Origin of the sequence: Escherichia sp. E2562, assembly GCF_005781075.1 — a bacterium.
Taxonomy (GTDB): Bacteria; Pseudomonadota; Gammaproteobacteria; order Enterobacterales; family Enterobacteriaceae; genus Escherichia.
Window position 1 is genome coordinate 26,369 of sequence record NZ_VATM01000019.1, and the last position, 19,636, is coordinate 46,004.

A 19,636-nucleotide genomic window follows, 5' to 3' on the forward strand; every position below is an offset into this window, starting at 1 on the left:
GTTTCTATGACTTCTCTGTATTTAGCTTCCGGTTCTCCGCGTCGGCAGGAGTTACTTGCGCAACTTGGCGTTTCCTTCGAACGTATCGTTACGGGCATTGAGGAGCAACGCTTTCCGCAGGAGAGCGCTCAGCAATACGTTGTGCGTCTGGCGCGCGAGAAAGCTCAGGCGGGCGTCGCGCAAACGGCGCAGGATCTCCCGGTGTTGGGTGCGGATACCATTGTGATTCTGAACGGCGAAGTACTGGAGAAACCGCGCGATGCCGATCATGCGGGGCAGATGTTGCGCAAATTATCGGGGCAGACCCATCAGGTAATGACGGCAGTGGCGATGGCCGACAGCCAGTACATTCTCGATTGCCTGGTGGTGACCGATGTGACTTTCAGAACGTTAACAGATGAAGATATCGCGGGCTATGTCGCCAGCGGTGAACCGTTAGATAAAGCAGGTGCATACGGTATTCAGGGGCTTGGTGGTTGTTTTGTCAGGAAGATAAATGGCAGCTATCACGCCGTAGTCGGCTTACCGCTGGTTGAAACGTGTGAATTATTGAGTAATTTTAACGCACTGCGTGAGAAAAGGGATAAACATGACGGCTGAATTGTTGGTAAACGTAACGCCTTCGGAAACACGAGTGGCGTATATTGATGGCGGTATTCTGCAGGAAATTCATATTGAACGTGAGGCGCGACGCGGAATAGTAGGCAATATCTACAAGGGTCGTGTAAGTCGCGTACTTCCGGGTATGCAGGCGGCTTTTGTAGATATTGGGCTGGATAAAGCTGCGTTTCTACACGCTTCTGACATCATGCCGCACACCGAATGTGTGGCAGGTGAGGAACAAAAACAATTTACGGTGCGTGACATCTCGGAACTGGTCCGTCAGGGGCAAGATCTGATGGTACAGGTGGTGAAAGATCCGCTTGGTACCAAAGGCGCGCGCCTGACCACGGATATCACGCTGCCATCTCGCTATCTGGTGTTTATGCCAGGAGCGTCTCATGTTGGGGTTTCCCAACGTATCGAAAGTGAATCCGAACGTGAACGCCTGAAAAAAGTGGTCGCCGAGTATTGCGACGAGCAGGGCGGATTTATCATCCGTACCGCGGCAGAAGGTGTAGGCGAAGCTGAACTAGCTTCCGATGCCGCTTATCTGAAGCGTGTCTGGACCAAAGTCATGGAGCGTAAAAAGCGCCCACAGACGCGTTATCAACTGTACGGTGAACTGGCGCTGGCGCAGCGTGTGCTGCGTGATTTTGCCGATGCCGAGTTGGACCGCATTCGCGTTGATTCACGGCTGACTTACGAAGCATTACTTGAGTTCACCTCGGAATACATCCCCGAGATGACCAGCAAGCTGGAGCATTACACGGGGCGCCAGCCGATTTTCGATCTCTTTGACGTCGAAAACGAGATTCAGCGAGCGTTGGAACGCAAAGTTGAGTTGAAGTCTGGCGGTTATCTGATTATCGACCAGACCGAAGCGATGACCACCGTGGACATCAATACCGGGGCGTTTGTCGGTCATCGCAATCTGGACGACACCATCTTCAATACCAATATTGAAGCGACGCAGGCTATTGCTCGTCAGTTGCGGTTACGCAACCTGGGTGGGATTATCATTATTGATTTCATAGACATGAATAATGAGGATCACCGTCGCCGCGTACTGCATTCGCTGGAACAGGCGTTGAGCAAAGACCGGGTGAAAACCAGCGTTAACGGCTTCTCGGCGCTGGGGCTGGTGGAAATGACACGTAAACGCACCCGCGAAAGCATTGAGCACGTACTGTGTAACGAATGCCCAACTTGCCACGGTCGCGGAACGGTGAAAACCGTGGAAACGGTATGCTATGAAATCATGCGCGAGATTGTTCGCGTGCACCATGCTTACGACTCCGACCGTTTCCTGGTCTATGCTTCTCCGGCAGTTGCCGAGGCCTTGAAAGGTGAAGAGTCGCACTCGCTGGCGGAAGTGGAAATTTTTGTGGGTAAGCAGGTTAAAGTACAAATCGAACCGCTCTACAACCAGGAGCAGTTTGACGTTGTCATGATGTAAACAAATGCTGGGCCGCCATCCGGCAAAGTTTTTTGAGTCACATTTTTAGCAGACAAGGAGTGACGGGTGAGGCGATTGCCGGGGATTTTACTGCTTACTGGAGCCGCGCTCGTTGTGATCGCTGCGCTGCTGGTCAGCGGCCTGCGTATTGCTTTGCCGCATCTTGATGCCTGGCGTCCAGAAATCCTCAATAAAATTGAATCCGCTACCGGCATGCCGGTAGAAGCCAGCCAGCTTTCCGCCAGCTGGCAGAATTTTGGCCCCACGCTTGAAGCGCGCGACATTCGCGCGGAACTGAAAGATGGCGGTGAGTTTTCTGTCAAACGCGTCACTCTGGCGCTGGATGTCTGGCAGAGCCTGCTGCATATGCGCTGGCAGTTTCGCGATCTGACTTTCTGGCAACTGCGTTTCCGCACCAATACGCCCATCACCAGCGGTGGTGGCAATGATGGTCTGGAAGCCAGCCACATCAGCGACCTGTTTCTTCGTCAGTTTGATCACTTCGATCTCCGCGACAGCGAAGTCAGTTTCCTCACGCCATCCGGTCAGCGCGCCGAACTGGCGATCCCGCAACTCACCTGGCTTAACAATCCGCGTCGACACCGTGCGGAAGGCCAGGTAAGTCTCTCCAGCCTCACCGGGCAGCACGGCGTGATGCAAGTTCGCATGGATTTGCGTGATGACGAAGGGCTGTTAAGCAACGGTCGCGTCTGGCTACAGGCTGATGATATTGACCTGAAGCCGTGGCTGGGTAAATGGATGCAGGACAACATTGCGCTGGAAACGGCGCAGTTCTCCCTCGAAGGCTGGATGACGATCGACAAAGGCGATGTAACCGGCGGTGACGTCTGGCTGAAACAGGGCGGTGCCAGCTGGTTGGGCGAGAAGCAAACGCATTCACTGGCGGTAGATAATCTCACCGCACACATTACGCGTGAACATCCCGGCTGGCAGTTTTCTATTCCTGATACCCGCATCACGATGGATGGCAAACGCTGGCCGAGTGGGGCATTGACGCTGGCCTGGATACCGGAACAGGATGTTGGTGGAAAGAATAATAAACGCAGTGACGAACTGCGGATTCGCGCCAGCAATCTGGAACTGGCGGGGCTGGAAGGTATTCGTCCGCTGGCAGCAAAACTTTCACCTGCGCTGGGCGACATCTGGCGGTCTACGCAACCGAGCGGCAAGATCAACACCCTGGCGCTGGATATCCCGCTTCAGGCAGCAGACAAGACTCGCTTTCAGGCATCGTGGAGCGATCTGGCCTGGAAGCAATGGAAATTACTGCCGGGCGCGGAACATTTCTCCGGGACGCTTTCCGGTAGTGTAGAAAATGGTTTACTGACCGCGTCCATGAAACAGGCGAAAATGCCTTACGAAACAGTTTTCCGCGCACCGCTGGAAATTGCTGACGGTAAGGCGACCCTAAGCTGGCTGAATAACGACAAAGGTTTCCAGCTTGATGGCCGCAACATTGATGTTAAAGCCAAAGCCGTCCATGCACGTGGCGGTTTCCGCTACCTGCAACCGACTAATGATGAACCCTGGCTGGGCATTCTGGCGGGTATCAGCACCGATGATGGTTCACAAGCGTGGCGCTATTTCCCAGAAAATCTGATGGGGAAAGAGTTAGTCGATTACTTAAGTGGCGCAATTCAGGGCGGTGAAGCGGATAACGCGACGCTGGTTTATGGCGGCAATCCGCAACTCTTCCCCTATAAACACAACGAAGGTCAGTTTGAGGTGCTGGTGCCGCTGCGTAACGCGAAGTTTGCCTTCCAGCCGGACTGGCCAGCGTTAACTAATCTCGATATTGAACTGGACTTCATAAACGACGGTTTATGGATGAAAACCGATGGCGTCAATCTGGGCGGCGTGCGCGCGAGTAATCTCACCGCAGTGATCCCTGACTACTCGAAAGAAAAATTGCTGATTGATGCTGACATTAAAGGTCCGGGCAAGGCGGTTGGTCCTTACTTTGATGAGACGCCGCTGAAAGACTCTCTGGGAGCAACCCTGCAAGAACTCCAGCTCGACGGCGATGTGAATGCTCGCTTACATCTCGATATCCCATTGAACGGCGAACTGGTTACAGCGAAAGGCGAAGTGACGCTGCGTAATAACAGTCTGTTTATCAAACCACTTGATAGCACACTGAAAAATTTGAGCGGTAAATTCAGCTTTATCAATGGCGATCTGCAAAGCGAACCACTGACAGCAAGTTGGTTTAATCAGCCACTGAACGTGGATTTTTCCACCAAAGAAGGGGCGAAAGCCTACCAGGTCGCGGTGAATCTCAACGGTAACTGGCAGCCAGCGAAAACTGACGTTCTGCCTGAAGCGGTGAATGAAGCGTTAAGCGGCAGCGTGGCCTGGGATGGTAAAGTGGGCATTGAGCTGCCTTATCATGCTGGCGCAACGTATAACGTAGAACTGAACGGTGATCTGAAGAATGTGAGTAGTCACTTACCTTCGCCGTTAGCCAAACCCGCTGGCGAATCGCTGCCGGTTAACATTAAGGTCGATGGCAACCTCAATAGCTTTGAATTAACCGGACAGGCTGGCGCGGATAACCATTTCAACAGCCGCTGGTTGCTCGGTCAAAAACTGACGCTCGATCGCGCTATCTGGGCGGCAGACAGTAAAACGCTTCCACCGTTACCGGAACAAAGCGGTGTTGAGTTAAATATGCCATCGATGGATGGTGCCGAGTGGCTGGCGCTTTTCCAGAAAGGCGCGACGGATAAAGTCGGTAGTGCGGTGAGTTTTCCCCAGCACATTACGTTGCGTACGCCAGCGTTGTCGTTGGGAAATCAGCAATGGAATAACCTGAGTATTGTTTCGCAACCGATGGCAAATGGCACTCAGGTCGAGGCGCAAGGACGTGAAATCAACGCTACGCTGGCAATGCGCAATAACGCGCCGTGGCTGGCGACGATTAAATATCTCTATTACAACCCCAGCGTGGCGAAAACCAGTGGTGACTCCACGCCGTCGTCACCTTTCCCAACTACGGAGCGCATTAGCTTCCGTGGTTGGCCGAATGCGCAAATACGTTGCGCAGAGTGCTGGTTCTGGGGGCAAAAATTTGGGCGCATCGACAGCGATATCACCATTTCTGGCGATACGTTAACGCTGGCTAATGGACTGATTGATACCGGTTTCTCGCGGCTTACTGCCGAGGGTGAATGGGTTAACACTCCGGGGAATGAACGTACCTCGCTGAAAGGAAAATTACGCGGGCAGAAAATTGATGCCGCTGCTGAATTTTTTGGTGTCACGACGCCAATACGCCAGTCGTCATTTAATGTGGACTACGATTTACACTGGCGGAAAACGCCGTGGCAGCCGGATGAGGCAACGTTGAATGGCATCATCCATACTCAACTGGGCAAAGGTGAAATTACCGACATCAGCACCGGACATGCCGGGCAATTGCTGCGCTTATTGAGCGTCGATGCTCTGATGCGAAAGCTGCGCTTTGATTTCAGGGATACCTTTGGCGAAGGTTTCTATTTTGACTCCATTCGCAGCACGGCGTGGATTAAAGACGGTGTTATGCACACTGATGACACGCTGGTGGATGGACTGGAAGCGGATATCGCCATGAAAGGGTCGGTAAATCTGGTACGCCGCGATCTGAATATGGAGGCGGTTGTCGCACCAGAAATTTCCGCGACGGTGGGTGTGGCTGCGGCCTTTGCGGTTAACCCCATTGTCGGTGCGGCGGTGTTTGCTGCCAGTAAAGTGCTGGGGCCGCTGTGGAGCAAAGTCTCCATTTTGCGCTACCACATTTCTGGTCCGTTGGACGCTCCGCAAATCAACGAAGTATTGCGCCAACCGCGTAAAGAAAAAGCGCAATGATTTGACGATGGCGCGTAATTGCCCCAATCTCATTAGATAATCGTTGCCAAAGGCCAACGAGCCGGAACATAACCGCAGGTCGGATAAGGCGTTTACGCCGCATCCGGCAGCCGTTGCCTGATGCGACGCTGTGCGTCTTATCAGGCCTACAAACCGGAACATAACCGTAGGCCGGATAAGGCGTTTACGCCGCATCCGGCAGCCGTTGCCTGATGCGGCGCTGTGCGTCTTATCAGGTCTACAAACCGGAACATAACCGTAGGTCGGATAAGGCGTTCACGCCGCATCCGACAGCCGTAAAAAATCCTCTACCGAAGTAACTAACGAGTAACAAAAACGATGAGTCTGAACCTGGTAAGTGAACAATTGCTAGCGGCGAACGGCCTGAAACATCAGGATTTGTTCGCGATTCTCGGTCAACTGGCCGAACGTCGCCTCGATTACGGCGATCTCTATTTTCAGTCGAGCTATCACGAATCCTGGGTTTTAGAAGACCGCATTATCAAAGATGGTTCTTACAACATCGATCAGGGCGTCGGCGTGCGTGCAGTCAGCGGTGAAAAAACCGGTTTTGCTTACGCCGACCAAATCAGCCTGCTGGCCCTGGAACAGAGCGCACAAGCGGCGCGTACCATTGTCCGTGACAGTGGTGATGGCAAAGTACAGACGTTGGGCGCGGTAGAGCATAGCCCGCTGTATACCTCGCTTGATCCGCTGCAAAGCATGAGCCGCGAGGAGAAACTGGATATTTTACGTCGCGTCGATAAAGTTGCCCGTGAAGCCGACAAACGCGTACAGGAAGTGACTGCCAGCCTCAGTGGCGTCTATGAATTAATTCTGGTTGCGGCCACCGACGGCACCCTGGCGGCAGATGTCCGTCCACTGGTGCGCCTCTCAGTAAGCGTTCTGGTCGAAGAAGATGGTAAACGCGAACGCGGTGCCAGCGGCGGCGGCGGTCGTTTTGGTTATGAATTTTTCCTTGCCGATCTAGACGGTGAAGTCCGTGCGGATGCATGGGCGAAAGAAGCAGTGCGTATGGCGCTGGTCAATCTTTCTGCCGTTGCCGCGCCTGCGGGCACCATGCCGGTAGTACTTGGCGCAGGTTGGCCGGGCGTGCTGTTACATGAAGCGGTAGGTCACGGTCTGGAAGGCGACTTCAACCGCCGTGGCACTTCGGTCTTTAGTGGCCAGGTCGGCGAACTGGTAGCATCTGAACTGTGTACGGTAGTGGATGATGGCACGATGGTTGATCGCCGTGGTTCGGTGGCGATTGATGACGAAGGTACGCCGGGTCAGTACAACGTGCTGATTGAAAATGGGATCCTGAAAGGTTACATGCAGGATAAACTCAACGCTCGCTTAATGGGTATGGCGCCGACCGGTAATGGTCGTCGTGAATCCTATGCACACCTGCCCATGCCGCGTATGACCAACACCTACATGCTGCCGGGTAAATCGACGCCGCAGGAAATCATTGAATCCGTCGAGTATGGCATCTATGCGCCGAACTTCGGCGGCGGTCAGGTGGATATCACCTCCGGCAAATTTGTCTTCTCCACCTCAGAAGCGTATCTGATTGAAAACGGTAAAGTGACGAAACCGGTGAAAGGCGCAACGCTGATTGGTTCCGGTATCGAAACCATGCAGCAAATTTCGATGGTGGGCAACGACCTGAAACTGGATAACGGCGTGGGTGTCTGTGGTAAAGAAGGGCAGAGCTTGCCAGTTGGCGTGGGCCAGCCGACGCTTAAAGTCGACAACCTGACCGTTGGCGGTACCGCGTAATCTATCCAGGCCGGTAAGCGTCGCATCAGGCATTGGTTGCCGGATGCGGCGTAAACGCCTTATCCGGCACGCACATGAATTACTTCTCTTTCCCGCGCCCGTGCATCTCCTGAAACAACTTACCGACCTCGACAAAATAATCCGTCAGTGAGTTGATCACGACCTGCACCTTCAGTGGCAGCTTATCTTTTTCGGTATACAGTGCATAAACCGGGCGTGGATCCGACTGATAACGCGGCAGCAGGATCTCCAGCTCCCCACGATTGATCTCATTGATCACCCACATCAGCGGCACATACGCGATCCCAGCGCCAGCCGTTAACCAGCGCACCAGCGTCATTGGATCGTTAGTGACAAACCGTCCTTGTGGGATGAGGCGAGTCGAGATCCCTTCTGGCGCGATCAGTTCAAATTCATTGTCCGGACGCACGCTGTACTCAAGCCATGAATGGCTACTTAGATCGGCGGGTTTTTCCGGTATGCCATACTGTGTGAGATAGCTTTTAGCGGCGCACACCACCATCGGCATCGCTCCCAGACGGCGGGAAAACAGGCTGGAATCCTGCAACGCGCCGACGCGGATCACGACATCCAGACCGTCGGCAATCAGGTCGGGTGCAGGAATTCCGGTAACCAGATTGACGCTTAAACCAGGGTACTCTTTCAACATTTTTGCCGTCAGCCCAGCGAGAACATTTTGAGCCATAGTTGAAGAACAGCCAATGCGCAGCGTCCCGATAGGCGTGTTATTGAAGGCATACAGTTGCTCATGGACATCCTGCACTTCATGGAGCATCCGACGGCAGCCCTGGTAGTAAATTCTACCTGCTTCGGTCAGGCCAATGCTGCGTGTGCTGCGGTTTAACAACTTTACCTGCAACTCATCTTCCAGTTTAGACACCGTCTGACTGATAGATGAAACGCTCATTTGAAGCTGTCTGGCGGCGGCGGTAAACGAACCAAATTCAACCACTTTGGCGAAAACCGACATGCGTTTTAGTCGTTCCATTATTCACTCTGACTTAAAAGTGATTTAGATCACATAATATAGATAACAGCATAACAGTTACGCTAATATATTAAATATCAATCTACAGCAATGTTGCTCTCGCCCGGCTTTCTATGCCCTTCTCTGCGGCGACAGATGCTGAAAATAATAACACCTGCTCTCTCTATACAACCAAGGTCAACATGAGTCTGTTTCCCGTTATCGTGGTGTTTGGGCTGTCCTTCCCACCGATATTTTTCGAATTGCTTTTATCACTGGCGATTTTCTGGCTGGTGCGCCGGGTCCTTGTGCCAACAGGTATCTACGACTTCGTCTGGCATCCGGCGCTGTTCAACACCGCGCTCTATTGCTGTTTGTTTTATTTGATATCGCGACTGTTCGTTTGAGGTTGAAGTGAAAACGCTAATAAGAAAATTCTCCCGTACGGCCATCACGGTCGTATTAGTCATTCTGGCCTTCATCGCAATTTTTAATGCCTGGGTCTATTACACCGAATCTCCGTGGACGCGTGACGCGCGCTTTAGCGCCGATGTGGTCGCGATTGCGCCGGATGTCTCCGGACTCATCACCCAAGTGAATGTTCATGATAACCAGCTGGTGAAAAAAGGACAGGTACTGTTCACCATCGACCAACCACGCTACCAAAAGGCCCTCGAAGAAGCAGAAGCTGATGTTGCCTATTATCAGGTACTGGCGCAGGAAAAACGCCAGGAAGCTGGACGTCGCAACCGTCTCGGCATACAGGCGATGTCTCGCGAAGAGATAGACCAGGCCAATAACGTGCTGCAAACAGTCCTGCATCAGTTAGCGAAAGCTCAGGCAACCCGCGATCTGGCAAAACTGGATCTTGAACGTACCGTGATCCGCGCGCCAGCAGATGGCTGGGTGACCAACCTCAACGTCTATACCGGTGAATTTATTACGCGTGGTTCAACGGCTGTAGCGCTGGTGAAACAGAACTCCTTCTATGTGCTGGCCTATATGGAAGAAACCAAGCTGGAAGGGGTACGTTCTGGGTATCGCGCAGAAATTACGCCGCTTGGTAGCAATAAAGTGCTGAAAGGGACTGTCGATAGTGTTGCCGCTGGGGTCACTAACGCCAGCAGTACGCGTGACGACAAAGGGATGGCGACCATCGATTCCAACCTTGAATGGGTGCGTCTGGCGCAACGTGTCCCGGTACGTATTCGTCTCGACAACCAGCAAGATAACATCTGGCCTGCGGGGACTACCGCTACTGTGGTGGTTACGGGTAAACAAGATCGCGATGAAAGCCAGGATTCGTTCTTCCGTAAAATGGCCCATCGCCTGCGTGAGTTTGGTTAATCACGATGGGTATTTTCTCCATTGCTAACCAACATATTCGCTTCGCGGTAAAACTGGCGACCGCCATTGTGCTGGCGCTGTTTGTTGGCTTTCATTTTCAGCTTGAAACACCACGCTGGGCTGTTCTGACTGCGGCGATTGTTGCCGCCGGTCCTGCCTTTGCCGCCGGTGGCGAACCGTACTCTGGCGCCATCCGCTATCGCGGCTTTTTGCGCATCATCGGTACATTTATCGGTTGTATTGCCGGGCTGGTGATCATCATTGCGATGATCCGTGCGCCATTGTTGATGATTCTGGTGTGCTGTATCTGGGCCGGTTTTTGTACCTGGCTCTCCTCGCTGGTACGAGTAGAGAACTCCTATGCGTGGGGGCTTGCCGGTTATACAGCGCTGATCATTGTGATCACCATTCAGCCAGAACCGCTGCTGACGCCGCAGTTTGCCGTTGAACGTTGTAGTGAAATCGTCATTGGTATTGTGTGTGCTATTGTGGCGGATCTGCTCTTTTCTCCACGATCGATCAAACAAGAAGTGGATCGAGAGCTGGAAAGTTTGCTGGTGGCGCAATATCAACTAATGCAATTATGCATCAAACATGGTGATGGCGAGATTGTTGATAAGGCCTGGGGCGACCTGGTTCGCCGCACCACGGCGCTGCAAGGGATGCGTAGCAATCTGAACATGGAATCTTCCCGCTGGGCGCGTGCCAATCGGCGTTTAAAAGCGATCAACACGTTGTCGCTGACGCTGATCACCCAGTCCTGCGAAACTTATCTCATTCAGAACTCGCGCCCGGAGTTGATCACTGATACCTTCCGCGAATTTTTTGACACGCCGGTAGAAACTGCGCAGGACGTCCATAAGCAGCTAAAACGCCTGCGGCGAGTGATTGCCTGGACCGGGGAACGTGAAACACCCATCACTATTTATAGCTGGGTTGCGGCGGCAACGCGTTATCAGTTGCTCAAGCGAGGCGTTATCAGTAACACCAAAATTAACGCCACTGAAGAAGAGATCCTGCAAGGTGAGCCGGAAGTAAAAGTAGAATCCGCCGAGCGCCATCATGCAATGGTCAACTTCTGGCGTACCACGCTGTCCTGCATGCTGGGGACTTTGTTCTGGCTGTGGACCGGATGGACCTCCGGCAGTGGCGCAATGGTGATGATTGCCGTCGTAACGTCGCTGGCAATGCGTTTACCTAATCCACGCATGGTGGCGATCGACTTTATCTACGGCACGGTAGCGGCGCTACCGTTAGGGCTGCTCTATTTTTTGGTGATTATCCCCAATACCCAACAGAGTATGTTGCTGCTGTGCCTTAGCCTGGCGGTGCTGGGATTTTTCCTTGGTATTGAAGTGCAGAAACGGCGGTTGGGATCGATGGGCGCGCTGGCCAGTACGATTAATATTATCGTGTTGGATAACCCGATGACCTTTCAGTTCAGTCAGTTTCTCGATAGCGCGTTGGGGCAAATCGTGGGCTGTGTGCTGGCGTTCATCGTCATTCTACTGGTGCGGGATAAATCGCGCGACAGGACAGGACGCGTGCTGCTTAATCAGTTTGTTTCTGCCGCTGTTTCCGCGATGACCACCAATGTCGCCCGGCGTAAAGAGAACCATCTGCCAGCGCTTTATCAGCAGTTGTTTTTGCTGATGAATAAATTTCCCGGCGATTTGCCGAAGTTTCGCCTGGCGTTAACGATGATTATCGCTCACCAGCGATTGCGTGATGCGCCGATACCCGTGAATGATGATTTATCGGCATTTCACCGACAAATGCGCCGCACAGCGGACCATGTGATTTCTGCCCGCAGCGATGACAAACGCCGTCGTTACTTCGGTCAGTTGCTGGAAGAACTGGATATCTACCAGGAAAAACTACGCATCTGGCAAGCGCCGCCGCAGGTCACGGAACCGGTGCATCGGCTTACCGGTATGCTGCATAAATACCAGCACGCGCTAACCGATAATTAAGTCAAAGCCGACGCCAAAAGGTGTCGGTTGAGATTGCTGACATACTCCAAATTGTCTGATGCGCTACGCTTATCAGGCCTATATTGAATTTGCACCCCCTGGTAGGCCGAATAAGGCGTTCACGCCGCATCCGGCATGAACAAAGTGCACTTTGTCAGTAATCAGAAACCGATGCCAAAAGCGTCGGTTTTTTCATGTCTATACTTAGCGATGAACGGCAGAACTCGCCGCGAAACGTGACGGTGGCAACAGATGAATATCTATAGCTTTGATTTTGATGAGATTGAGAGTCAGGAGGACTTTTATCGCGACTTTCGCCAAACCTTTGGTCTGGCGAAAGATAAGGTGCGCGATCTCGACTCACTGTGGGATGTATTAATGAACGATGTTCTGCCGCTACCGCTGGAGATCGAATTTGTTCATCTGGGAGAAAAAACGCGTCGGCGTTTTGGCGCGTTAATATTGCTGTTTGATGAGGCGGAGGAAGAGCTGGAAGGGCATTTGCGTTTTAATGTTCGTCACTAGCGCAAAAAAAAGCCCCCAAACCGGGGGCAATGTCGTCGGACAAGACGATGAGGGTTTATTTGTACAGTTCAGCTGTGGCGTGCCAGGTATCGCCGCTACGCGCTTCGGTAATCTGGTAAGCAGTCGCGCCTTTCTCTTCCGCTTTTTTGTTCAGCATTTCACGCATATCCATTGGAGAAGATGCTACACCGCTGACGGACACGGTGCCGATGGCTTCACGATTTTGTGCTTGTGCAGCATCAATGGAATCGGCAGCGAAAGCACCGAAGGAGAGAACAGAGAGCACACTTAATGCAGCAACAGTGGTTTTGATTTTCATGATTTTTACCTCGACATAATCTTTTAGCTGGGCCTTTGTTTCGTGACCCATATCACAAAATTAAGTATACACTAATTATTGAGCTAATTAATACCACGCTAACTGTTTCTATTGAGGGAGAATTGTTAAAAAGATTAATTTTTATAACAAAAGTGAATTAAAAATACGGGTGTTTAGTGGAAATTGCATTTATTTCAATAAGATATGTGTTTTTGCAAAATGTGCGTTTTTTGCTCTGTGTATTCGTTGTGTGAATGTTTTGTCGCTATAAAACGCACTATTCGTTAAATGAATGGCATGGGGAAGCAGGGCGATGAATGGAGAATGCAATATTTTCCCCGCCGCCAGAAGCGACGGGGCAGAGATTAAAGCTCCTGGTCGAACAGCTCTAAAATCGCTTCGTACAGGTCTTTGACGGTGAAACCTTTAGCAGGGGTGGTAAAGATGGTGTCATCACCTGCGATGGTGCCAAGAATACCTTCTGCTTTGCCCAGAGAGTCCAGCAGACGCGCAATCAACTGCGCCGCGCCAGGACTGGTATGTATTACAACAACAGCATCGTTGTAGTCGATATCCAGCACCAGATTCTTCAACGGACTGGAGGTGGTTGGTACGCCCAGTTCAGCTGGCAGGCAGTAAACCATTTCCATTTTTGCATTGCGGGTACGTACAGCACCAAATTTGGTCAACATCCGCGAGACTTTAGACTGATTAATATTGTCAAAGCCTTGCTCCTGCAATGCGGCGACGATTTCGCCCTGGGAGCTAAATTTCTCTTCTTTAAGTAACGCTTTAAACGCTTTAACTAATTCTTCTTGCTTAGACGAGCTTCGCATAAGTCACCCGATATGGTGGTTGATACAACATTATTGTGCATACAGATGAATTTTTATGCAAACAGTCTGCCCTGGAGAAGGCTGAAATAATGTTATGAAAGAGCGGGATTTTATCAAATTTCGTGATTGAGAAACATGCCTGCGTCACGGCGCGCAAATTCCGCTTAAAAGTAAATTAATTGTTATCAAATTGATGTTGTTTTGGCTGAACGGTAGGGTATATTGTCACCACCTGTTGGAATGTTGCTCTGATGCATAAGCGGCTGTTAATTACGTAAGTTAGGTTCCTGATTACGTCAATTAAATGCATAAACGCCAAATTTGCGTGACTACACATTCTTGAGAAGTGGTCATTGTAAACTGTTAATTTGTGGATTAAGGTCGCGGCAGCGGAGCAACATATCTTAGTTTATCAATATAATAAGGAGTTTAGGATGAAAGTCGCAGTCCTCGGCGCTGCTGGCGGTATTGGCCAGGCGCTTGCATTACTGTTAAAAACCCAACTGCCTTCAGGTTCAGAACTCTCCCTGTATGATATCGCTCCAGTCACTCCCGGTGTGGCCGTCGACCTGAGCCATATCCCTACTGCTGTGAAAATCAAAGGTTTTTCTGGTGAAGATGCGACCCCTGCGCTGGAAGGCGCTGATGTGGTTCTAATCTCCGCAGGTGTAGCGCGTAAACCCGGGATGGATCGTTCCGACCTGTTTAACGTCAACGCCGGTATCGTGAAGAATCTGGTACAGCAAATTGCGACAACCTGCCCGAAAGCGTGCATCGGTATCATTACAAACCCGGTAAACACCACGGTAGCAATCGCTGCGGAAGTGCTGAAGAAAGCGGGTGTGTATGACAAGAACAAACTGTTTGGCGTCACCACGCTGGATATCATCCGTTCTAATACGTTTGTCGCTGAACTGAAAGGCAAACAGCCGGGTGAAGTTGAAGTTCCGGTTATTGGCGGTCACTCTGGCGTTACCATTCTGCCGCTGCTGTCTCAAGTTCCTGGCGTAAGCTTTACCGAGCAGGAAGTTGCTGATCTGACCAAACGTATCCAGAACGCGGGTACGGAAGTGGTTGAAGCGAAAGCCGGTGGCGGGTCTGCAACCCTGTCCATGGGCCAGGCAGCTGCACGCTTCGGCCTGTCTCTGGTTCGTGCGTTGCAAGGCGAAAAAGGTGTCGTTGAATGTGCCTACGTTGAAGGTGACGGCCAGTATGCTCGTTTCTTCTCTCAACCGCTTCTGCTGGGTAAAAATGGCGTAGAAGAGCGTAAATCCATCGGTACTCTGAGCGCATTTGAACAGAACGCGCTGGAAGGAATGCTGGATACGCTGAAGAAAGATATCGCCCTGGGCGAAGAGTTCGTTAATAAGTAATTGATTAACGAATAATAAAAAACCGGAGCAACGTCTCCGGTTTTTTGTTTTGAGCGCACGACTTAATTGGTCGCTGGATATTCCTGAATAGTGACCTGCAATGTCAGTTTTTTATCGTCACGCATCACCACCACCGGAATCACCGAACCTGGTCGAATTTCTGCCACTTGATCCATTGTCTCCAGAGCGGAGATTGCAGGTTTGTTGTCCACCGAGATAATCAGATCGTTGACCTGGATACCGGCATTAGCCGCCGGGCCATCAGGTGACACTTCATTAACCACAATCCCTTGCAGTTGATCGATACCACCACCTTGCGCGTGTAATGGTGCGATTTCGCGGCCGCCAATACCGATATAGCCACGAATAACACGTCCATCGCGGATTAGCTTATCCATAATTTTGGTTGCCAACTGGAAGGGAATGGCAAAACCGATGCCTTCTGGAGTTTCGCCATCGTTACTCTTATCAAACGACAGTGTGTTGATGCCCATCAGTTCGCCCAGCGAGTTCACCAGTGCACCGCCGGAGTTGCCGTGGTTAATGGATGCATCGGTTTGCAGAAAGTTTTGCCGCCCGGTCGGGTTCAGGCCGATGCGACCCGTGGCGCTGATAATCCCCTGGGTAATGGTTTGCCCGAGGTTGTACGGGTTACCGATCGCCAGCACTACATCGCCAATGTGCGGTATGCGACGAGAATTGATTGGAATGGTGGGTAAACCGCCAGTGGCATTAATTTTGAGCACCGCCAGATCGGTCAGTGAATCAGAGCCAACCAGCAGCGCTTCAAATACACGACCATCCTGTAAGGCGACGATGATCTGATCGGCGTCGTTGATTACATGTTTATTGGTAATGATATAACCACGTTGATCCATGATCACACCTGACCCTAGCGTACGGATCTCAAGCTGGTTGTGTGAGGATGTGTTCAAACCACGGTTATAGACATTTACCACAGCTGGCGCGGCGCGGCGGACCGCCAGATTATAACTGGCAGGCGTCTCGTCGGCACTGTCGAATTGCGGTGTGGAAAGCGGGTTAATGCTGCGCAGCGAAGGCATGGCAACCAGCAAAATAGCACCGACAATTAATCCAATCGCAACGGATCGTAAGAGCTTCACAAACATGATGGAGGCGTCATTAAAAAAGGGAACGGCAGCAGCATATCACGAGTTAACCGGACATCACACGTCAGCCTGATGCCCGGTTTATGACATTAACGCATTAGCAGGTAAATGCTCTCATTACCGCGCATGATTTGCAGGGCAATAATTGCCGGTTTGGTTGCCAGTACTTTGCGCATCTCAGCAATCGAGTTCACCCGATTGCGGTTCACGCCAATAATTACATCATCTTTCTGTAAACCTGCCTGAGCGGCGGGGCTGTCTTTGACAACTTCGTCGATCTTAATGCCTTTTCCGCCATCTTTTAGCTGACTGTCACTCAACGTTGCGCCTTCCAGCGCCGGTGTAATCATCTCTGCACTGGCTGAAGACGATGTGCTGGTATCAAGCGTCACTTCCACTTCCAGCGGCTTGCCGTTACGTAACAGGCCAAGCTTCACTTTAGTACCAGGTTCAGTGGTGGCGATGCGGGAACGCAACTCGGCGAAGCTATTGAGCGGTTTGCCGTTGAGGCTGGTAATAATATCGCCTGCTTTTACGCCCGCTTTCGCCGAGCCAGAACCAGGCAGTACTTCACTGACAAACGCGCCACGTTGCACATCTAAATTAAACGCTTTGGCGATATCGGCACTCATTTCGGTACCTTTAATGCCTAACAGACCGCGTTTAATTTCACCAAAGTCGATAAGTTGCTGCGCCAGGGTACGCGCCATATTGCTGGGTATAGCAAAGCCAATCCCGACGCTACCGCCGCCAGGGGCAAGAATTGCGGTGTTAATACCAATCAACTCGCCGTTAAGGTTTAACAGCGCACCGCCGGAGTTACCCCGGTTAATGGAAGCATCGGTCTGGATAAAGTTTTCCAGACCTTCGAGATTTAACCCGCTGCGACCTAATGCGGAAACAATGCCTGAAGTCGCGGTTTGCCCAAGGCCAAACGGGTTACCGACCGCGACGGCAAAATCACCGACGCGTAGTTTGTCGGAGTCGGCAATGGCGATTTGCGTTAATTTGCTCGGATTCTGAATTTGTAGCAGGGCGATATCGCTCTGGTCGTCGCTGCCAATCAACTTCGCATCAAACTCGCGTCCGTCATTGAGCTGAATACTGATTTTTTGTGCCTGATTGATGACGTGATTGTTGGTCAGCACATAACCTTTATTGGCATTGATGATGACACCGGAGCCTAAACCTTCAAAGGGTTGCGCAGGTTGATCCGGTAAATCATCGCCAAAAAATTTTTTGAATTCTTCCGGGATTTTCTGTTCCTGGCTGGCAGTCCCTTCAACTCGCACGCTTACCACCGCGGGAAGCACTTTTTCCAGCATCGGGGCCAGGCTGGGCAATGGCGCCTGACCGGCAACCTGGCCGGGAATCGACGCGACAGCCTGAAACGGCGCCGAGAGAGTTAACCCGACACTTAACGCTAATGCACTCAACAGCTGGGTTTGTTTTTTCATTATTCCTGCTCTCGTACCTGAATGATAAGAAAAAGAGATTCAAAACAGTTTGATGTTATTGAATTTTCAGACGGCTAACAATGAGACACCAGATTAAATGATAGTCGGGGAGGGAGAGAAGAGGAGGGCGCAATGGCTGCGCCCGCAAAATAAATTAGTCGCGCTTTGCGCCAGTGCGCAGCAGGCCAGATGCGCCTTCAGAATAGTCGCGTGGCATCTGCACCGGTGCCTGATCGTTGCTGGCTTCAGACTCAGCCAGACGATTACGGAACGGGTTTGCTTCTGCGGACAGTTCCGGCAGCAGGCTGCTGGAGCTTTTCGCCATGTGTTGATACAACTGGCGATAGTCATGCGCCATGGTATCCAGTAATTCCGCGCTGCGGGCAAAGTGGTTAACCAACTCTTCGCGATACTCGTCCAGTTCAGCTTTATTTTTTTCCAGTTCGTACTGCAACGCCTGTTGCTGGCGTAGTTTACGATTACCAAAACGCATGGCCACAGCACCAATAATGATGCCGACGACTAACCCAATTAGCGCATATTCCCAGGTCATGAACATCTCCCGTTGTCTTTTGTTTCCGTAGGGTGTTGGCTTCAGGCTCCATGCCTGCGGCTGATTATGCCACTATAACCGTTAATTCCACAGAAGTGGAATCCCGACTGCATATCGCGTAGTGTAGAACGGCCTTTTTTTCGTCAACCGTGAACAACGGCACACCGATTATTCAAGGAATAACAAGAACATCATGCAAAGCGTTACCCCGACATCGCAATACCTGAAGGCGCTCAATGAGGGCAGCCATCAACCTGACGACGTACAAAAAGAGGCCGTCAGTCGGCTGGAGATTATCTACCAGGAATTAATCAACAGCACGCCGCCCACTGCGAGGGCGAGTGGGTTAATGGCGCGAGTCGGTAAACTGTGGGGTAAGCGCGAAGAGGCAAGCAGTGCGCCGGTGCGTGGCTTATATATGTGGGGCGGTGTAGGACGCGGGAAAACCTGGCTGATGGACCTTTTCTATCAAAGTTTGCCGGGTGAGCGGAAACAGCGCCTGCACTTTCACCGTTTTATGCTGCGCGTGCATGAAGAACTGACTGCATTACAGGGGCAGACTGACCCGCTGGAAATTATTGCCGATCGCTTCAAAGCAGAAACCGATGTCCTCTGTTTTGATGAATTTTTTGTTTCGGATATTACCGATGCCATGTTGCTTGGCGGTTTAATGAAAGCCCTGTTCGCTCGCGGAATAACGCTGGTCGCAACGTCAAATATTCCGCCTGATGAGCTTTATCGTAATGGCCTGCAACGAGCGCGTTTTCTACCGGCTATCGACGCCATTAAACAGTATTGCGATGTAATGAATGTCGATGCAGGCGTCGATTATCGACTACGAACGCTTACCCAGGCGCATTTATGGCTGTCGCCGCTCAATGATGAAACCCGTGCGCAAATGGATAAACTTTGGTTGGTGCTGGCGGGAGCGAAACGCGAAAATTCACCGACGTTAGAAATCAACCATCGCCCGCTGGCGACAATGGGCGCTGAGAATCAGACGCTTGCCGTCTCTTTTACCACCTTGTGTGTCGATGCCCGCAGCCAGCATGACTATATAGCGCTCTCACGCCTCTTTCACACAGTGATGTTGTTTGATGTGCCAGTCATGACGCGGTTGATGGAGAGCGAAGCGCGACGTTTTATTGCGCTGGTGGATGAGTTTTACGAGCGCCATGTCAAATTAGTGGTGAGCGCAGAAGTGCCTTTGTATGAAATTTATCAGGGCGAGCGACTGAAGTTTGAGTTCCAGCGTTGCCTGTCACGTCTACAAGAGATGCAGAGCGAAGAGTATTTGAAGCGCGAGCATTTGGCGGGGTAAAACCTGCCATAAATCACAAAAAGGGGTCGATCTTTGACCCCGACTTCTCTATAATCCTGCGACCCCACGTTACAAGAAAGTTTTTTTTCCCGAAACTTTTTGT

16 protein-coding genes are annotated in these 19,636 nt (G+C 51.5%); 10 read left to right on the forward strand and 6 right to left on the reverse strand.

Annotated elements, in window-relative coordinates:
- Nucleotides 1-6 precede the first annotated feature (6 nt).
- The 4 genes from yhdE to tldD all read left to right on the forward strand — a co-directional run bounded on the left by yhdE (nt 7) and on the right by tldD (nt 7,711).
- Nucleotides 7-600: a nucleoside triphosphate pyrophosphatase YhdE gene (yhdE, locus tag FEK43_RS19545; protein WP_135407994.1), complete on the forward strand. Its 594-nt coding sequence runs from the start codon at nt 7-9 to the stop codon at nt 598-600.
- The gene (rng, locus tag FEK43_RS19550) at nt 590-2,059 is read left to right on the forward strand and encodes a ribonuclease G (RefSeq protein WP_000123197.1); all 1,470 of its coding nucleotides are present in this window, start codon (nt 590-592) and stop codon (nt 2,057-2,059) included. Before yhdE ends, rng begins: the two co-directional genes overlap by 11 nt.
- A 66-nt stretch (nt 2,060-2,125) precedes the next feature.
- Entirely contained in the window at nt 2,126-5,926 is a 3,801-nt protein-coding gene (yhdP, locus tag FEK43_RS19555) for an AsmA2 domain-containing protein YhdP (protein WP_135407992.1), read from the forward strand.
- Nucleotides 5,927-6,265: 339 nt separating this feature from the next.
- Nucleotides 6,266-7,711 carry a metalloprotease TldD gene (tldD, locus tag FEK43_RS19560; RefSeq protein ID WP_130204524.1) on the forward strand — a complete coding sequence of 482 codons (1,446 nt, stop codon included), beginning with the start codon at nt 6,266-6,268 and terminating at the stop codon, nt 7,709-7,711.
- A gap of 79 nt (nt 7,712-7,790) precedes the next feature.
- Here the strand turns inward: tldD and aaeR are convergent, their stop codons facing one another.
- On the reverse strand, nt 7,791-8,720 hold the full coding sequence (aaeR, locus tag FEK43_RS19565; protein ID WP_000440317.1) for an HTH-type transcriptional activator AaeR: 930 nt from the start codon (nt 8,718-8,720) through the stop codon (nt 7,791-7,793).
- 182 nt (nt 8,721-8,902) lie between these two features.
- On the opposite strand from aaeR, the gene aaeX reads away from it, so the two are divergent.
- The 4 genes from aaeX (at nt 8,903) to FEK43_RS19585 (ending at nt 12,544) form a co-directional block, all read left to right on the forward strand.
- Complete coding sequence (aaeX, locus tag FEK43_RS19570; protein ID WP_000051841.1) at nt 8,903-9,106, forward strand: p-hydroxybenzoic acid efflux pump operon protein AaeX; 204 nt, start codon at nt 8,903-8,905, stop codon at nt 9,104-9,106.
- A 7-nt stretch (nt 9,107-9,113) separates the two neighbouring features.
- A complete protein-coding gene (aaeA, locus tag FEK43_RS19575) occupies nt 9,114-10,046 on the forward strand; it encodes a p-hydroxybenzoic acid efflux pump subunit AaeA (protein ID WP_130223742.1) in 933 nt (310 codons plus the stop codon).
- Between the two features lie 5 nt (nt 10,047-10,051).
- Nucleotides 10,052-12,019: a p-hydroxybenzoic acid efflux pump subunit AaeB gene (gene aaeB, locus FEK43_RS19580; RefSeq protein ID WP_130204530.1), complete on the forward strand. Its 1,968-nt coding sequence runs from the start codon at nt 10,052-10,054 to the stop codon at nt 12,017-12,019.
- 252 nt (nt 12,020-12,271) lie between these two features.
- Nucleotides 12,272-12,544 (forward strand): barstar family protein, encoded by a 273-nt coding sequence (locus FEK43_RS19585; protein ID WP_001028998.1) that lies wholly within the window; start codon nt 12,272-12,274, stop codon nt 12,542-12,544.
- Between the two features lie 55 nt (nt 12,545-12,599).
- Here FEK43_RS19585 and yhcN read toward each other — a convergent pair whose 3' ends face one another.
- Nucleotides 12,600-12,863, reverse strand: a complete 264-nt coding sequence (gene yhcN / locus FEK43_RS19590; protein WP_000695690.1) for a peroxide/acid stress response protein YhcN — start codon at nt 12,861-12,863, stop codon at nt 12,600-12,602.
- A 365-nt stretch (nt 12,864-13,228) separates the two neighbouring features.
- Complete coding sequence (argR, locus tag FEK43_RS19595; RefSeq protein ID WP_064529494.1) at nt 13,229-13,699, reverse strand: transcriptional regulator ArgR; 471 nt, start codon at nt 13,697-13,699, stop codon at nt 13,229-13,231.
- 434 nt (nt 13,700-14,133) lie between these two features.
- On the opposite strand from argR, the gene mdh reads away from it, so the two are divergent.
- The gene (gene mdh, locus FEK43_RS19600) at nt 14,134-15,072 is read left to right on the forward strand and encodes a malate dehydrogenase (protein ID WP_064529495.1); all 939 of its coding nucleotides are present in this window, start codon (nt 14,134-14,136) and stop codon (nt 15,070-15,072) included.
- A gap of 62 nt (nt 15,073-15,134) precedes the next feature.
- Here mdh and degS read toward each other — a convergent pair whose 3' ends face one another.
- From degS to zapG, 3 genes are all read right to left on the reverse strand, one after another.
- A complete protein-coding gene (gene degS / locus FEK43_RS19605) occupies nt 15,135-16,202 on the reverse strand; it encodes an outer membrane-stress sensor serine endopeptidase DegS (protein ID WP_064529496.1) in 1,068 nt (355 codons plus the stop codon).
- A gap of 89 nt (nt 16,203-16,291) precedes the next feature.
- Nucleotides 16,292-17,659 (reverse strand): serine endoprotease DegQ, encoded by a 1,368-nt coding sequence (gene degQ / locus FEK43_RS19610; RefSeq protein ID WP_130204532.1) that lies wholly within the window; start codon nt 17,657-17,659, stop codon nt 16,292-16,294.
- Between the two features lie 154 nt (nt 17,660-17,813).
- The gene (gene zapG, locus FEK43_RS19615; protein ID WP_010345273.1) at nt 17,814-18,212 is read right to left on the reverse strand and encodes a Z-ring associated protein ZapG; all 399 of its coding nucleotides are present in this window, start codon (nt 18,210-18,212) and stop codon (nt 17,814-17,816) included.
- 193 nt (nt 18,213-18,405) lie between these two features.
- Between zapG and zapE the strand changes: the two genes are divergently transcribed.
- Complete coding sequence (zapE, locus tag FEK43_RS19620; RefSeq protein ID WP_135407988.1) at nt 18,406-19,533, forward strand: cell division protein ZapE; 1,128 nt, start codon at nt 18,406-18,408, stop codon at nt 19,531-19,533.
- The last annotated feature ends 103 nt before the right edge of the window (nt 19,534-19,636 follow it).

Excerpts from the sequence above, each read along its gene's own strand:
- yhdE (WP_135407994.1), top strand. The coding sequence starts at position 7 with ATGACTTCTCTGTATTTAGCTTCCGGTTCTCCGCGTCGGCAGGAGTTA.
- rng (WP_000123197.1), top strand. The coding sequence starts at position 590 with ATGACGGCTGAATTGTTGGTAAACGTAACGCCTTCGGAAACACGAGTG.
- tldD (WP_130204524.1), top strand. The coding sequence starts at position 6,266 with ATGAGTCTGAACCTGGTAAGTGAACAATTGCTAGCGGCGAACGGCCTG.
- aaeR (WP_000440317.1), bottom strand. The coding sequence starts at position 8,720 with ATGGAACGACTAAAACGCATGTCGGTTTTCGCCAAAGTGGTTGAATTT.
- aaeX (WP_000051841.1), top strand. The coding sequence starts at position 8,903 with ATGAGTCTGTTTCCCGTTATCGTGGTGTTTGGGCTGTCCTTCCCACCG.
- aaeB (WP_130204530.1), top strand. The coding sequence starts at position 10,052 with ATGGGTATTTTCTCCATTGCTAACCAACATATTCGCTTCGCGGTAAAA.
- FEK43_RS19585 (WP_001028998.1), top strand. The coding sequence starts at position 12,272 with ATGAATATCTATAGCTTTGATTTTGATGAGATTGAGAGTCAGGAGGAC.
- yhcN (WP_000695690.1), bottom strand. The coding sequence starts at position 12,863 with ATGAAAATCAAAACCACTGTTGCTGCATTAAGTGTGCTCTCTGTTCTC.
- argR (WP_064529494.1), bottom strand. The coding sequence starts at position 13,699 with ATGCGAAGCTCGTCTAAGCAAGAAGAATTAGTTAAAGCGTTTAAAGCG.
- mdh (WP_064529495.1), top strand. The coding sequence starts at position 14,134 with ATGAAAGTCGCAGTCCTCGGCGCTGCTGGCGGTATTGGCCAGGCGCTT.
- degS (WP_064529496.1), bottom strand. The coding sequence starts at position 16,202 with ATGTTTGTGAAGCTCTTACGATCCGTTGCGATTGGATTAATTGTCGGT.
- degQ (WP_130204532.1), bottom strand. The coding sequence starts at position 17,659 with ATGAAAAAACAAACCCAGCTGTTGAGTGCATTAGCGTTAAGTGTCGGG.
- zapG (WP_010345273.1), bottom strand. The coding sequence starts at position 18,212 with ATGACCTGGGAATATGCGCTAATTGGGTTAGTCGTCGGCATCATTATT.
- zapE (WP_135407988.1), top strand. The coding sequence starts at position 18,406 with ATGCAAAGCGTTACCCCGACATCGCAATACCTGAAGGCGCTCAATGAG.